A 15,644-nucleotide genomic window follows, 5' to 3' on the forward strand; every position below is an offset into this window, starting at 1 on the left:
GGCAAGCTTGAATGTTTCATCGTTGACAGCTTACCATTTTCGGAAGCGATGCGAAACGGGGACGATCCGCATCCGCTCGCTTGCCATTTTCCTTATCGCGCCATGTCGTTCTCGCATAGAAGAAGTTCATACAGTTCGGACAGCACGTCTACCGTCACCGTCGGGACGACGGGGCGATGGTCCCCGTCCCGCATCGGCTGGAAGGCGTGGCGCACCCATACCGTCTTCATTCCGGCCCGATCCGCGCCCGCGATGTCGGTGGCCAGATTGTCCCCGATCATGACGCACTCGGCAGGAGCGACGCCGTACTTGCTCATCGCCAGCTCGTACAGCCAAGCATTCGGCTTGCCGACACTCAAAGCCGGGCGGCCCGTGATCGACTCGACCGAAGCGAGCAGCGAGCCCGTCTCGGGAATGAGACGCCCGTCCTCGCCCGGGTGCGAGTAGTCCGGATTGGTGCTGATGATGCGCGCGCCCAGGGCGAACTCATGGACGATCCGCTCCAGCCTTCGGTAATCGAACTCCGTGTCTCGGCCGACGACGACAAAGTCGGCGGGATCGGGCGCCGTCCATTCCAATACGCGATGGCCCGCGTTCGCCAGCGCCGCGGTCAGGCTCGCGCTTCCCGACGCCTTCACCGCCACTGGACCGAACGCGTCCTTCAAATAAGCGGCAACCGCTTCCGTAGCGCTGACGATCAGTTCGTCTTCAAGACGAAGCCCCATGCTCGTCAGCTTACCGCGGATTTCCGCGGCGCTTTCCCGCGAATTATTCGTAATAAAACCGATCCGATAGCCCCTGCCGCGAAGCAGGTCCAGCAAGTCGTTGGCCCGTTCGGCCAGCCTGCGTCCGAAATAGATGCAGCCGTCGAGGTCGAAAAACAACGCGCGAATTCCGTTCATCCATCGATTCATCCTATAACTCCGATCTATCAGGTCTCGATTTGCCGCAGTCTGAAGCGCGTTAAGCGGTCTGCTTGGTATCCGCCGCCCTTTTCGTATAAGCGTCCAGCGTGTCCGTACCACCCTCGCCCTCCAGCAGGATGACCTCGAACCGCGGCGCTCCTCCGCGCATCTTGACGGACAGGATGTGGTGGATGTCGCCCTGTCCTTCGAAGCAATGCAGCCCGCCCGTTTTGCCCATCTGAATATATTGACGTCCGCGCTTCTCGGTGACTTCCAAATAATGCACGTGACCGGACACAACGGTGTAAGGGCGGTCCTCCAGCAGCCGCTCCAGCCGTTCGAAGATCGGGTCCGGCTTCTTCCAGGCGGGCTGATGCAGGCAGACGAACGTCCAGTCGACATCGGCGTTATCCGCGAGCACCCGTTCGAAAAAGTCGATCTGTTCGTCGCTCAGATGCGGGTGAATGAGCGTATCCTCGTTCATTGTCCAGGCCTCCGCCGGAACGCCGTCGCCGGCCAAATCCCCAATCAGGTCGACGAACAGCGCCTGCGGATTGCGGATCAACTCCCGGTTAGCCCGCTGAATGAGCTCCAGCATCGCCTCGGGCAGCGGCAGCGGAGCCGTCTCCGTGTTCGCGATCAGAAACAGCGTCCGGTCATAGCGGAACGCATAATAGTCGATCCCTTTGCGTTCGCGCCACACTCGGATCATCGCTTCCGTCCCGTAATCGTGGTTGCCGACCGTTTGGAATACCGGGACGCCGAGTCCGGCGAGCAGCGGATCGATGCGATCCCATTCCTCATGCGCTTCCGCCTCGTCCGTCCAGTACCCTTCCACCAGATCGCCGATCGAGACGATAAAATCGGGATTCAGCTTCTTCGCGGCTTCCAGTCCTTTCTCGAACATTCCGTGCACGGCGCCGCCGGTCCGGTCGCTGATGAAGGCGAAGTCGTAATCGCCGCCCCGTGGGACCGGCAGCTCGCCGAACCACGGCCCTTTTTTCGTACTGAATTTCGTATCGTCGATAATAAGATCTCGTTTATTCGTCATATCCGATACCTCCCGCAATGGATGATTAAGGTTGAATCAGCGCGTTTGCCTGTTTGGCCGCTTCCTTCATGGCGTCCTCGGGCGTCTTCTGGCCCTGCAGCGCGGCCTGGATCTGATCCGATATGATCTTCTGGACGCGGGTGCCGCCCGTGCCGGGGAAGTTGAACCAAGGCACCATCTCGTCGATCTGTCCGTACGTCGCCTTGTAAACCGGATTCTCCTCCAAAAACTTCTGCATCTCGGGCTCGTCCAACGCCGATTGGCGCGATACCATGTAGCCGGTGGATTTCGAAATTTGAACGGACCGCTTCGGATCGATCAGGAATTTGAGGAATTCCCATGCCGCCTCCTGCTTAACCGGGTCCTGAGCGAAGATCATCAGGTTCGCACCGCCTGCCGGCACGACGCGTTCGCCGCCGTAGGTCGGGAAAGGCGCCGTCCGCAAGTCGAATTGCGCCGTCGGCAAGATCGTGCCGAGACCGGCCGTCGTATTGGCCAGCATGGAGACATCGCCCTTCGCCATCGATTCGAATGTCTGCATCAGCTGCAGCAGCGGCATCGATTGGTCGGTTTTGACCATATCGACCACCGCCTGGACGGCGTTCACGCTTGCTTCGGAATCAAGGCCGACCGTCTTCCCGTCAGCGGACATCATGCTGCCGCCGTACGTCTCCATAAGCGCCTGGTACAGCCAGCCGAAATCGATCGGCACGCTCGCTCCGTAATGACCGTCGCGGGTCAACTGCTTGGCGACTTCCGGGAACTCCTCCCACGTCTGCGGCGGGTTGTCCGGATCCAGCCCGGCCGCTTGGAAATGATCGGCGTTATAATACAGAATCGGCGTGCTGATGCCATACGGCAGTCCGATCAACTGCCCCTGCTCGTTCTTGCCCAAATTCAACATGGTGGGGAAAAAGTCCGACATGTCGTACCCGTCCCGCTCGATGAACGGCTCGAGCGGCGACGCATGCATCACGTCATTGGCAAACCGGGTGTAGAGCAGGCCATTCGATACGATATCCGGCAGCTTCTTGGCCGCCGCCTGCACCTGCAGCTTCTCCACGATCCCCTCGTAGCCGTTCTGAACGAACACCGATTTGACCTTCACCTTGCTCTGCGAGCTGTTGTACTCGTTGACGAGGGAGTCGATCAGCTCGCCGCCCCATATGTTCCAAAATTCGATTTCCACCGGTTCGGAGGGTTGCAGCGACGCCGCGCCCCCCGACCCGGAAGGCGATGCCGGTGGCGACGCCCCGTTCGAACCGGATCCGCAAGCCGACGCCGCAACGGATAGCGAGAGCAACAGCAGTCCCATCATTGTTTTTTTCATGTCGATTTCTCTCCTCTTTTATGTCTTTATGTGAACCAGAGCGGGTTCCGGCTAACCTTTCAGGCCGCTCTGGGCGAAACCGTCGACGATATGGCGCTGGGCGATCAGATACAGTGCCAGCACCGGAACCATAGACAACGCCGCGATCGCCATCGTAGCCCCCCAGTCCATCTGCGTCTCGGTGCGGAAATATTGAAAGGCCAGCGGCAGCGGCATTTGATCCGGATCGGTCAGCACGAGAAGCGGCCAGTTGAACTCGTTAAAATTCGCCAGAAACGCGATGACGCCCAGCGTCCAGAGCATCGTGCCGGACATGCGGACGTACACCGTCCACAGCACCCGGAAGGCGCCGGCTCCATCCATTGCGGCCGCCTCCGCCAGTTCCTTGGGAATCCCCAGGAACGATTGGCGCAGCAGGAATATCGCGAATCCGCTCGCCAGATGCGGCACGACAACGCCGGCCAGCGTGTTCAGCGCGTTCATCTGATTCACGATCAAATACGTCGGCACGAGGGTTACCTGCATCGGGATCATCATCGTCATCAGCACGAACAAGAACAGAATGTCCCGGCCCGGGAAACGGTAATAAGCGAAGGCGAAAGCCGCGCAGACGCCGACGAACATTTGGCCGAGCGTCTGCAGCGCGCCGATGCGCAGGCTGTTGGCCAGCCACCGGAAAAAGGGGACCTCGGTCAGCGCCTTGACGTAGCCCTCCCAGTGCAGAGGTCCTGTCCAAACGATGTGCCCGGAGAAGACGTATTCCTCCGACCTTAGCGAGATCGATGCCATCCAGATAATCGGCACCATCGTCAGCAGCGCAAGCGCGACGAGCAGCATATGCTTGATCGTCTCCTCCATCGACTTCCAATAACGCGTCATTGCGGTTGCCTCCTTTGATCGATGGTCAGGAATAGTGAACCGCGCTGCGGGACAAACGGAGCTGCGCGGACGAAATTAACAGGACGATGGCAAACAGAATGACCGAGATGGCGGCCGCTTTGCCGATGCTGAAAAACTGAAACGCTTCCTGATATAATTGATGCACCAGGACGTTCGACGAATTGTTCGGGCCGCCGCCCGTCATAATCTTAATCAGCGTAAAATTCTGGAACGAAGAGATGACGCCCATGATAACCATGAACAGCGTGATCGGCGACAGAAGCGGCAGCGTAATATGAACCAATCGGCTCAGCCGGCCTGCCCCATCGATCGAAGCGGCCTCGTACAGTCCTTTGTCGATCGATTTCAGCCCCGACACATACAGCAGCGTCTCGTACCCGAAGCTTCTCCAGATGCCGACGATCGCCACTGCCCATAAGGAAGCGGTGGCGTCCGACAGCCAGTTCGGTCCGTCGATGCCGAAGAACGTGAGCAGCATGTTGACGACTCCGCGCCGATGATCGTACATCAAGCTCCAGAGGATCGCGACAACGGCGATCGGGGAGACGACCGGCAAGTAGAATAGAAACCGGTACGCCGCCCGCCCTCTCGACAGACTCTCCATCAGCAGGGCCAGCCCGAGGCCGAGCCCGATCGAGACCGGCATCGTCATAAGCAGGTACAGGAACGTATTGCGCAAGGACATCCAGAATACTTCGTCGCGCAGCAGCTCCGCATAGTTCGACAAACCGGCGAAAGTTCGGTCCGGGCTGATCATGTCCCACTGCTGGAAGCTGAGCAGGAACGTAAACAGGAAAGGATAGACGAAGAAAACGGCGTACAGCAGCAGGGCAGGCACTAGAAAGAGAAAGGGCAATAACAGCATTTTTCGACGATAGCCGATGAAGAGCTTCATCCAGACGAACCTCCTTCCTTAAGTGGGCAAAAAATGAGAAAAAGCTCGTCCCAACAATACATAGAGGCAATAAGCCTGTATGATTGTTGTTCAGAGCTTTCTCTTAGACATCACTCTAAACAAAAACCGCAAGGATTCGGATCGATTGCGGATGGATCGTTAGCTGCCGCAGCAGATATGTCTCTAGGTTAATCCTAGTTGTTTATCGGCGTATTATCGCATTGTCAAGCGATCGTTAAAATCGCGAGTCTTTCGTTCGCATCCCCAGGGCCCGCCGGACCGCGGTCAGCCTCCTAGCTGCGCAAAAGACAGGTTCCACAACGCTTTGCCGCTCACCGACAGAGACGTCGCTCCCGCCGCCAACGCGGCGGACGCCTCGGCTTCCGTCCCGATCAGACCGCTGGCGACGAGCGGAGTCCTTTCCAGATCCGCAGCGAACGTTCGGATGATTTTGTCGATCACTCCGGGCATCAGCTCGACGCCGTCCGGTTCCAACTGGCGGCACAGCTTCAACCCGTTCTCCAGCGCGCCGGAATCGATGACGAACAGATGGAGGATGCCGAACAGGCCGCAGCGCTTCGCCTCCTTGATCAAATGCCCCTTGGGCGTAACAATGCCGTCCGCTCCAGCGTATTCGGCGATCCATTCGACGCTCTCCCGATCGGTGCTGGACAACCCACGAATCAGATCGATGTGGACGAACGCCCCTTTGCCGGCCTGCTTCGTCAGGCGAACGCTGTCTACGATTTCCTTGACGGTCCCCCCCATGAAAAAAAGGTTGTCCACCGCGCTGTCCAGCGCGTCGTTCAAGTCCTCTGCCCGGCGGACGGCGGCGATGATCGGATGGCCCCCGATTTTGTGCAGCAGCTGCATACAGTCTCTACTCCCACATGGTTATCTCGTGCTTATGCTTTAATTATTGGCGCGGAATGTTCGCGGGATATCCGTTTTAACTCAGCTTTGCGTAAAATTATTCACGACAACCGCTCGACGTTTCAAACCTTCCGGTCATGGGAAAAAAGCTCCCGCATCGCCGCAAGGACGAATGCAAGAGCGTTATCGAAGTATCGGTCCGCCTTATGATTTTTCGTCCGCTTTCGCCGGCAGCGCCGTTTGATTAGTCGAAACTCCGCTTGGAGCCGCTTCATTTTGCATTTGACGTTTCAGTTCTTCCAAAAAGCTCAACTGCAGCCGGCATTGGTCGTAGATATTCTGAAAAATAAGCCTTACATTGTCGGGCACTTCATAATACTGCTCCTTTTCCCGCTCTCCCGCCTTCATTTCGTCGTACAGGCTTTGAATCGCGAGCCGCTGTACGTCGAGCGCTCCGACGATTTCCTCGCGCGATGCCTCGTCGATAAACGTCAGCACGGTATACAGAGCCGTAGGAAATACGACCGAGGATTTTTTGAACGAACGGATGAGCATCCGCTCGAACTCCGACCGTCCTTTGTCCGTGATGGAATAGATCGCTTTCGAGCGATTACCCGTCTGCTCGATCGTCTGCAAATGAACAAAGCCGTCCTTGTCCAGCTTTCGCAAGGCGTGGTAGATCGAGGCTGGCTGAACGTATGCCCATTTGTCCGTCTTGGCCATCTGCATCTTTTGCTGAATTTCGTAACCCGACATCGCGCCGTACTTCAACAGCAGCCCGAGCACCATTACATTCGTCATGAATTTTTCTCCGCTTCCTGTGCACTGTATCTTCATAATACATTCGAGCTTGCCGGCAAGTAAAGCTAATCGAGAAGAAGTCCCGCGATGCAGTCTGCCCGCTATGTAAAAATAGTCTTGTCAAATACTAAAGTTTTAGTATTATAATTATATTATTAAAATTTTAGTGTGAGGGGATCAACATGACAAAGCTTTCGTCAAGAAAACAAAAAGCCGCTCTCTTCGTCGTCGCCACCGCCATATTTCTCGATATGCTGATCTACGGCCTCGTTGTGCCCATTTTGCCGGAATACGCCGTCTCGCTCGGCGCTTCCCAGACCGATATCGGCTTGCTATTCGGCAGTTATGCCGTCGCAATGTTCGTTGCTACGCCGATTTGCGGCGCGCTCTCCGATCGGATCGGACGCCGCGGGCCGCTGCTGTGGGGTCTGCTCGGGCTGGCCGCGGCAACGCTGCTGTTCGCCTTCGCCGACAGCTATTGGCTTCTGGTTGCTGCTCGCATCCTTCAAGGCATAGCCGCAGCCGTGACGTGGACATCCGGACTGGCTCTTCTAGCCGACCTATATCCTTCCGAGCAGCGCGGAAAGGCGCTGGGCATCGCGTTATCGGGTCAGGCGGCGGGAATTCTGCTAGGTCCGACCGTAGGAGGATGGCTCTATCAGCTCGGCGGGTACGCTCTTCCTTTCTTGTTCGCTGCCGGCCTGGCTCTGATCGACGGCATAGTACGCCTCGTCCTGCTGCGCGACTTACCGGACCGCAAATCCGAAGGCCATCTGTCCCCCCTTAGCTTGATGCGCAGCTCTCGGCTGCTGATCGTCGCCGGAGTCGTGATGATCGGAGCGTCGGTTCCGTGCATTCTGGTACCGACGCGCCCCGTGCATTTGAAAGAAAAATTCCAGGCCGAACCTGGCTTCGTCGGCATGCTGTTCGCGGTTCCGACGCTGACCTACGGCCTTGCCACCCCTCTTATCGGCAAGCTGTCCAATCGTTTCGGCCACCGAATAACGATATCGCTCGGGCTGATCCTTATTGCAATCAGTCTGCCTTTAGCCGCATGGCCGACCTCCATGTGGATGCAGGCCGCATCCATGGCCCTGCTGGGCGTAAGCATGGGAACGGTGCTGGCGGCTTCCCTTCCCGCGCTTGCCGATATCGCGGACAACAGCGGACAATCGTCTTACGGCGTCACCTTTGCTGTTTACAATACCGCTTACTCGATCGGAATGATGCTCGGTCCGATCGGAGGCGGCGCGCTCGCCGATCGGCTCGGGCTTAGTTACTCCTACGCCGTGTGGGGGGCCGTAGCCGCTTTATATCTATTAGCCGTTCAACGGCTAGGAAGTAGACGCGGCGTTCCCGAACGGAAAGGATAAAAAAACAGCTAATGCCTTTTCAAGCAGGCAGTTTGGCAAGTCGTAGAGAGACATAACAAATAAACCTCCATTTAGCGGAAGTTTACGGAATGAGATTTTTAAAAAGCGAAAGTCGCCCTTTTCCGAGCCTGGCGTAGACGCGGCGTGTTTATGCTGTTGGAGCAAGCAATCACGCGGCTATATGACGGGGCTGCCATCATAGAATGACCATAAGCACAGGCCAACCAGCACGATCCGGTAGGCTAATACTACGAAGGGCTGTCCCGTAAGCAGGGGCGTACAAGACGATCGAAGAAGCGAGAAGCGCATCTACCTTCTGGTATAGCATCAGATGCGCGGAACGCCTACCCATCGCTCATCACTTAGTACGGCTTTGCTTTTACGGGACAGCCCGCCTGTCGAAAGCGAATTACGTCGTGACCGTCACCGTCGTCTCCGGATCAAGGTTGACGATTTCCAGCACGATCGGCGTATTGATGTCCAGCTCGACCGTCTCCCCATCCTCCGGAGTCAACGTCAGCGTCGTCGTCGAAAGAGTGATCAAGTCGGCCATTTGCGGCACGCCGTTCACGTACACCGTGCTGTAGCCGTTGTTCGCGGCGACCGCCTCGAACGCAGCCGCCGCGACGCCCGAATCCGTAAAGAAGCTTGTTGCCGCCAGTACGAGCGGCGCCGCGTTCGTGACCGTAACCGGCGCGGGCACGACGTAGAAATACTTGGAAACGGCGGGATTGGAGGTCGTCTCCGCGGTGGCTTCGACCGTAACCGCGATATTGAATATCGTAAGAGCCATGGCATTCTCCCCCTTTCCCCGTTTGGGACGGACTGGACTTCCCGGTTCTTTCGGAAGTCTTTATAGCTTATGTCCGAATCCGGCGGTTGATAGGGCTAATCCTGCCGTCATCTCCCCCATTTCACCCTGCCTCCGCGCGAAATCTCACCGTCTCCAGCACGATCGCGGTTCCCGCCTTCAGCGTCTGTCCGGTCGCGGCGATCGAGACGGCGTCCGGAGCCACGCGGTACAGCTTGCCCTGCTGCATAACGCCGTTGACGTACAGGTTGTAGTACCCCTGCTCTCCGGCGATCGGCAGCTCAGTCGACGGAGCCCCGTCGTCGTTCACGAAAGCGGTCGCCGGAATCGCAACTTCTACGCGGAAGTCCAAATCCGCGGGCAATACGTGAAAATGCCGCGTAACGGCCGGAAACACGCTTACGGGTCGGACGCGTACCGCAGCCGCGCCCCGCCTGCGGTTTCGCCAGCCGCGGCCGGCGCGCGTTCCCCCGCGCTTCGTTCTTTTCGCCAATCGGCGGCGCTTGACGCAGCGGCAGCACTTGCAGCATCGCTTTCGCCGTCTGACGCACCTGGACAGCTTCCCTCGCTTGCGCACGAGTCCGTACCCTCCCTTCCAAGTCCTTCTCTCGTTCAACTTATGCGAAGGGCAGAGCACGGAGCCGGGCCATCGGCCACGCCGAAGGGGGATTCTTCTTATCCGGGCTCAGACGGCGGTTATCCGCGATTTCCTTCCGGTTCGTTCCCCGGTTTGGAGGCGGGCGCTTCCGGAGAGGTCAGCATAATTTTGCCGTCGGCCAGCTCCAGCTTGATTTTGTTCGAATCCTTGACTCCGATCGATTCCAGGTAGGCGGCCGGCACCTGAAGGCGGCCCGCCTTGTCTAGAATCGCGTACTCGACGTGGGAATCCTCCTCCGACTGGGCGATGCCCAGCTCAAGCTCGGCCAGCTCTTCCGCGTAGGACTTGCGCCGGAGCATTTCCGAGGAAATTTTGCCGTCGCGGATCGCGACGACCCGGTCGACCTTCCTCGCGAGCAGCGGGTCGTGCGTGACGATGACGACGGTAATGCCGATCGTCCGGTTGAGCTCGCGGAACAGATCGAGAATCTGGTCGGCCATCTTCGAATCGACCGAGCCGGTCGGCTCGTCGGCGAGCAGCAGCTTCGGATGGTTGGCCAGCGCGATGGCGATCGCCACCCGCTGCTGCTCTCCCCCGGACAGCTGATGCAGCTTGTTGTTCTTGCGGTGGGTCAGCCCGACCGCCTCGAGCAGCTCCAGCGCGCGAAGCCGCTTGCGTCTGCCCTTGAGCAGAATCGGCAGCTCCACGTTCTCGAGCGCGGTCAAGTAAGGAATCAGATTGCGCGCGTTGTTCTGCCAAACGAAGCCGACGCTTTCCCGCTTGTAGCGCACGAGATCCCGCTCGCTCATCTTCAGCATGTTCTTGCCGTCGATCTCCAGCTTGCCGGCCGTCGGCCGGTCCAGTCCGCCGAGCATATTCATCAGCGTGGACTTGCCGCTGCCGCTGTTGCCGATGATCGCCATCAGCTCGCCGGCTTCAATCTGCAAGTCCAAGCCTTGCAGGGCGAACACTTCGAGATCGGCGGCTTTGTAGATTTTGACCAAGCCTTCGCAAGTAATCATCGGTCAGTCCTCCCCCAGCTTGAGCGCTTGATGGACCCGGATACGGGAGAGCATGTAAGACAGAATGCCGAGCCCGATCGCCAGCATGGCGCCTACGACGGAATACAGCCTCATGAAGTCGATCGATTCGAAAATCACCTTGAACGGCGGCACGAGGCTTCCCGGGTTGAACGCGATCTGGAAGTTCGGCACGTACAGCGTGCTGGCCAAGTTCCCGATCAGAATGCCGATCAGCACCGCCGCTCCCGACGTCAGCAGCTGCTCCAGCGCCAGCATGCCGATCAGCTGACGCAGCGACACTCCGATCGCGCGCATGATTCCGTTTTGCAGCGTCCGGCCTTTGAGCGACAAGATCCAATACAGCAGAAACCCGACGAAGCTGATCATAATGGAAATGATGAAGCCCAGCGTCAAAATCCCGTTCAAGGCCAGCAGGAACGGATCGTTCTTCGCCTTGATCAGCTCTTCCTTCGTATTGACGATGCTCGTCAGCGGTATTTTCTGCTCGGCGATGCTCTCGTACAGCTCGTTCGTCGACACGTCCGGCTTCAGCTTCAGCCACACCCGGTAAGGCTCCAGCGCAAGCAGGAATTGGATACGGTTCAAATTGCCGACGACGAGCATCGGGGCGGAGTTAAGCCCGCTCTTGTCGGCTGAAGTGACGGTGCCCAGAGGCGGATTCGGATTAAACGTCGGAAAATAATCGACGATGCCGAAAACGATGAACGGCTGATAGTTGACGTTCTCCCACCCGATGTTGATTGTATCGCCCTTTTTCAGTCCCCGTTGGTCCGCCATCGTTTTGGAAATGAGCACGCCCCGGGGATCCGACGCGATCAAATTCAAATATTCGTAAAGCGGATAATCGAGCAGATGGTCGGGAAACCAAGCCGTTCGTCCGAAGTCGTCCGTGTCGATGCCGATCAGCCGGACTCTCCCCATCTGGTCTCCGGCCGAGAACGCGGCGTCCTCTTTCACGAACACCTTCGCGGCCTCCTCGACGCCGACCAGCTTCCGGAACGGATCGAACGAAGGCTCCAAGTAGTGAACAGGTTTGTTCGTCGCGGGGGGCTCCGGTGCAGGAGGGCCTCCCGGCGGGGCCGGAGGCGGTTTGTCGTTGGGCCATTGGGACTGAAGGACGATGTCCGCTCCGTTGCCGTAACGAATGCGCTCTTCCGTATTGATATTGATCGTGCGGGCGGCCCCTGCGCTGAACACGCCGATCGCGATCGTCATAATCAGGAAAACCATCAGAAACTGATACTGGCTGCTCGACCTCCCGACCTGAATGAGCGTAGCGTACAGGGACGGAGGCCACCACTTGCGCCCGGCCCAGTAAATGAACTTCAGCATGAGCGGGTACAGCCTTAGCAGCAGCAGCCCCGCGCCGACGACGAACAGGGCCGGCATGACGAACTGCAAGGGGTCGAGATTCAGATCGTCCGCGCCGAGGCCGAGGCTCTGCAGGTCCTTCAGCCGGTTGCGGAACGTGTAAAGTCCGTAGAAAGCGGCGGCGAGCGCCAACACGTCCAGAAACGCCTTGTGCCAGAACGGCGTCTTCTGCATTCTCGCCAGCTGCTGCTTGTGGCCGACGATCGAGACCCGCGTGGCGAGCAGCACGGGCACGAGCATCATCAGGAACGCGGCCGCGGCGGCGATGCCTCCGTACAGGAACGCCTGCTCGTTCAAGCGAACCGTCATCCGGGACCGCTGCACGAATTCCAGGAACCCGTTGGACGCGCCCAGCACCTTCGTCAGCCATAAGCCGATGAACGGGCCGATCAGCCAAGCCGCGCCGCAGAGCAGCGCTCCTTCGATCGCGAACGACGCGACCACCTGCCATCTGGCCGCCCCCCGACTTCGCAGGACGGCGATCTCGTTCTTCTGGCGATCGATGATCAGATTGGACACCATGAACATATAGAAGCCGAGCATGATCAGCACCGGCACGTTCAGGGACCACATCAGCTTGCCGAGCTGCTTCGAGCGCTCGAAATATTTCTCGATCGTAGGAATCGTCGGAGCGGAGAACTCGGACTGGAACGCGGCCGATCTCGACTGCGCTTCGGCCCGGATCGCCTTGTCCGTCGCAATGAAGTCATTTACGTTGCGAAGCTCCATCTTCGTGTAGTCCAGCACGAAATACCAGCCGCTGGCGCTGACCGGCACTCTGCCCGCCCGAATAAACTCGTTCTCGAACAGCTCGGCGTCGGCGACGAACGCGGCCCCCAGATCGCTCAGGCTCGTATTCCGGAAGTACGGATCGTCGTATTCCAGCTTCGTGAACATGCCGACGGGCTTGATCTTAATCGTGCCCTGAATGCTGTTGTCCCTCAGCAGCATCTCCTGATCGAGCACGAGCCCGAACCGGATCAGCGCCTGTTCCGTAAGCATGACCTCGTAGACGCCGTCCACGGGCTGCTTGGCGGGCAGCCGGCCGTCCACGACTTTGATGTGCTTCTCGAAGTCGCTGTAGGCGCGGATCGTCGTCGTAGGCGCTTTTTTCTTATCCGGCTCTTGCACCGGGACGAGCTGCACCGACTTGCTTCGCCGCTCCTTCACCAGCTCCTTCACCGGAATGCCGAAGCCCGGGCCGGCGGTCTGCTCCATGTACCGGTCCAACGTTTCGATCACCGACTGCCGTCTCTCCTGATCTTCGTTATAGAACCCGACCAGCGACCAGTGCTGTCCGGGATAGGTCCCCCTCTCGGTCTGAAACGTCTCCAGATCCTTGACGAGCATGCGGCTCAAAATCGCTTCGGAATAGATCGGCATCGTGCCGACGAGCGCCACGGTCATGAGAATGCCGAAAAACAGGCTCGATACTAGCCATTTGTTGTTGATCATTTTACGGATGATCATGATGAACAAAGCCAAAAGCGCAACCTCCCTTGCGACCCGAATGCGAACCTGTTATTGCAGCACGACGATCTGGCCTTCCTCGAGTCCCTTCACGATCTCCACTTCCGTGGAGCCGACCAGGCCGGGCTCTACGTCGACCTCGCGCAGCCGTTCGCCGTCCTCCAGCACGCGCACGAAGTTTCGTCCCAAGTACGAGCGCAGGCCGCTTCGCGGAATTTTCACGATGCCCTCCCGCTGCTGCGTGATGATCTTCACGTCCGCGATCGAGCCGATTTTGGCTTCCTTCGGCAAGCTCGGCAATTCGATGTACAACGTTCTGGCGTATTTCTCGGCCAGCTGCTGATTCATCGTTTCCGGGGCGGAGGAAGGCGTCTGCGTCACCGTGCCGACGATCTTCTCGCCCTTCAAGGTCACTTCCGCCGGCACGCCGACCTGCACTTCGCGCAAGTCGTTCGCGTTGTCGACGCGCAGCGAGAGGCGCAGGCTCGACGGATCGGCGATCGTGACGAGCGTCTGATACGCTTCGACGTAATCGCCTTCGACGAGCGATTCGGCGAACACGACCTGGCCGTCGATCTCGGCGGAGAGCTGCTTGGAGTTGAACTGCTTGGCCAGCCGGTCGTACTTCAACTGCTCGATCTCGACCTGCAGACCGGCGATCTTGAACGCCTGCTCGTCGGAGTCGCGCGCTTGCCGGAACCCGTACTTCGCTTTCTCCAGCGCCAGCTGCTGCTCCTTGAGCTGGATGTCGAGCCCGTCCACGATCAATTGCACGAGCAGATCGCCCTTCTTCACCTGATCGCCGGATTTGACCAGGATCTCGTCGATTCTGCCCCCTTGCCCCGAGAACTGGGCGATGCTTGTCGAGACGGATTCGAATACGCCGCTGCCGGAGATCGCCTTGACGATCGTGCCTTTCTCCGCGGTAACCGTCGAATAGTTTTCCTGCCGCGGCTTGACGAGGGGCGGCTTAAGCTCCTCTTCCTCCCGGGGCAGCAGCGAGCAGCCGGACAGGGCGCCGACGATCGCGAAAGCGATTCCAAAAGCAATCATTTTTTTAAGAGTGCGAGACAATTTGTCCATCCTCCAGTTCGTATACTTGGTCTACGATTTCCATGATGGCCGGATCGTGCGTCGTCAAGGCGATCGTCACGCCGCTATGCTCCACGAGATCTCTGAATACTTTGATAATTTGCAAGCCGGTCCGACTGTCCAGCTCCGCCGTAGGCTCGTCCGCCAAAATCAGCTTCGGCTTGTGCGCGATGGCCCTGGCGATCGCCGTTCTCTGCTGCTCTCCTCCCGACAGCTCGAACGGCCGATGGTGCATCCGCTGCTTCAGTCCGACCCGCTCGAGCGCCTGGACGGCGGCCTGCTTGCGTTCCTGTGCCGGATAACCCGCAACGCGCAGCACGAACTCTACGTTCTCGTAAGCCGACATTAACGGAATCAGGGCGAACGATTGGAAAATCAGCCCCATCTCCTTGCGCCTGACCTCGTCCCTTTCCTTGCCCGACATCGACGTAAGCACCCGTCCGTCGAACGTGATTTTGCCTTCCGTCGGCTGATCCAACGCGCTTAGCAGGTTAATCAGCGTCGTTTTGCCCGAGCCGGATCTTCCCTTGAGGGCGACCAGCCTTCCCGGCGACAGCCGGATATCCACGTCCTTCAGCACCGTGACCGCTCCCGAGCCTCTGCCGAACACGCGCTTAATGCCATCGGCGCGGATGATCTCTCCGTCAGCCGTCTCCTCGCTTGCCATCGATTATTCTCTCCCCTCGTTGCGGGACTCCCCGAATGCTTTTCCATTATTTTCAATGCTAAACCCACTATATCACAGACCTAATCGGAGTCAATTTCTCTACTTAATATAGTTCGAAATGATCGGCAAATGTAAGATTCTCTCGTGACATGCTCCCACCACTTGCAGAAGTGGGGGCTTCCCAGGACATAACTGCCAACGCAGCTAATCATACTGGGCGATCCCCGCCAGCCCGGCGGTTCTCTCTTGCGCTATGCAAGGCCTAATATTCTTATCCCTTCGGTCCTTATGTTTCCGGCAGCATTCTCATCCCTTCGATGGGTTGTGCCGCAACCGTCGCACACCCAGACGCGATCCTTCAGCGTCAGTTCCTTATGGATCCTCTCGCAAGCGCCGCATCGTTTGCTGGAAGGAAACCATTTGCCGATCCGAACGAGACGTTTGCCGCGTTCGGCCAGCTTGTA

General features: G+C 58.4%; 15 protein-coding genes. 1 reads left to right on the plus strand and 14 read right to left on the minus strand.

What is annotated here, in order from left to right; translation table 11 throughout:
- Positions 1-92: 92 nt before the first annotated feature.
- From ACESLM_RS11230 to ACESLM_RS11260, 7 genes are all read right to left on the minus strand, one after another.
- Positions 93-902 (minus strand): HAD-IIA family hydrolase, encoded by an 810-nt coding sequence (locus ACESLM_RS11230; protein WP_372631672.1) that lies wholly within the window; start codon positions 900-902, stop codon positions 93-95.
- Positions 903-963: 61 nt separating this feature from the next.
- A complete protein-coding gene (locus ACESLM_RS11235) occupies positions 964-1,956 on the minus strand; it encodes a metallophosphoesterase family protein (RefSeq protein WP_372631673.1) in 993 nt (330 codons plus the stop codon).
- 25 nt (positions 1,957-1,981) lie between these two features.
- Positions 1,982-3,286, minus strand: coding sequence for an ABC transporter substrate-binding protein (locus tag ACESLM_RS11240; protein ID WP_372631674.1), 1,305 nt, complete (start codon positions 3,284-3,286; stop codon positions 1,982-1,984).
- Between the two features lie 51 nt (positions 3,287-3,337).
- Positions 3,338-4,165, minus strand: coding sequence for a carbohydrate ABC transporter permease (locus ACESLM_RS11245; RefSeq protein WP_372631675.1), 828 nt, complete (start codon positions 4,163-4,165; stop codon positions 3,338-3,340).
- A 25-nt stretch (positions 4,166-4,190) separates the two neighbouring features.
- A complete protein-coding gene (locus tag ACESLM_RS11250) occupies positions 4,191-5,081 on the minus strand; it encodes a carbohydrate ABC transporter permease (protein ID WP_372631676.1) in 891 nt (296 codons plus the stop codon).
- Between the two features lie 285 nt (positions 5,082-5,366).
- Entirely contained in the window at positions 5,367-5,954 is a 588-nt protein-coding gene (locus ACESLM_RS11255; protein ID WP_372631677.1) for a glycerol-3-phosphate responsive antiterminator, read from the minus strand.
- Between the two features lie 204 nt (positions 5,955-6,158).
- Complete coding sequence (locus ACESLM_RS11260) at positions 6,159-6,755, minus strand: PadR family transcriptional regulator (RefSeq protein WP_372631678.1); 597 nt, start codon at positions 6,753-6,755, stop codon at positions 6,159-6,161.
- 182 nt (positions 6,756-6,937) lie between these two features.
- On the opposite strand from ACESLM_RS11260, the gene ACESLM_RS11265 reads away from it, so the two are divergent.
- Positions 6,938-8,128, plus strand: a complete 1,191-nt coding sequence (locus tag ACESLM_RS11265) for an MFS transporter (RefSeq protein WP_372631679.1) — start codon at positions 6,938-6,940, stop codon at positions 8,126-8,128.
- Positions 8,129-8,537: 409 nt separating this feature from the next.
- Here ACESLM_RS11265 and ACESLM_RS11270 read toward each other — a convergent pair whose 3' ends face one another.
- The 7 genes from ACESLM_RS11270 to ACESLM_RS11300 form a co-directional block, all read right to left on the minus strand.
- Positions 8,538-8,921, minus strand: coding sequence for a DUF4183 domain-containing protein (locus ACESLM_RS11270; RefSeq protein WP_372631680.1), 384 nt, complete (start codon positions 8,919-8,921; stop codon positions 8,538-8,540).
- Positions 8,922-9,042: 121 nt separating this feature from the next.
- Positions 9,043-9,516, minus strand: coding sequence for a DUF4183 domain-containing protein (locus tag ACESLM_RS11275; protein ID WP_372631681.1), 474 nt, complete (start codon positions 9,514-9,516; stop codon positions 9,043-9,045).
- Between the two features lie 119 nt (positions 9,517-9,635).
- Positions 9,636-10,559 (minus strand): ABC transporter ATP-binding protein, encoded by a 924-nt coding sequence (locus ACESLM_RS11280; protein ID WP_372631682.1) that lies wholly within the window; start codon positions 10,557-10,559, stop codon positions 9,636-9,638.
- 3 nt (positions 10,560-10,562) lie between these two features.
- A complete protein-coding gene (locus ACESLM_RS11285) occupies positions 10,563-13,436 on the minus strand; it encodes an ABC transporter permease (RefSeq protein ID WP_372631683.1) in 2,874 nt (957 codons plus the stop codon).
- Positions 13,437-13,472: 36 nt separating this feature from the next.
- Complete coding sequence (locus ACESLM_RS11290) at positions 13,473-14,504, minus strand: efflux RND transporter periplasmic adaptor subunit (RefSeq protein WP_372631684.1); 1,032 nt, start codon at positions 14,502-14,504, stop codon at positions 13,473-13,475.
- Positions 14,479-15,180 carry an ABC transporter ATP-binding protein gene (locus tag ACESLM_RS11295; protein WP_372631685.1) on the minus strand — a complete coding sequence of 234 codons (702 nt, stop codon included), beginning with the start codon at positions 15,178-15,180 and terminating at the stop codon, positions 14,479-14,481. Before ACESLM_RS11295 ends, ACESLM_RS11290 begins: the two co-directional genes overlap by 26 nt.
- A gap of 251 nt (positions 15,181-15,431) precedes the next feature.
- The coding region (locus ACESLM_RS11300; protein ID WP_372631686.1) for a zinc ribbon domain-containing protein at positions 15,432-15,644 on the minus strand (213 nt) is incomplete at its 5' end.

Origin of the sequence: Cohnella sp. (genome assembly GCF_041641335.1) — a bacterium.
Taxonomy (GTDB): Bacteria; Bacillota; Bacilli; order Paenibacillales; family Paenibacillaceae; genus Cohnella.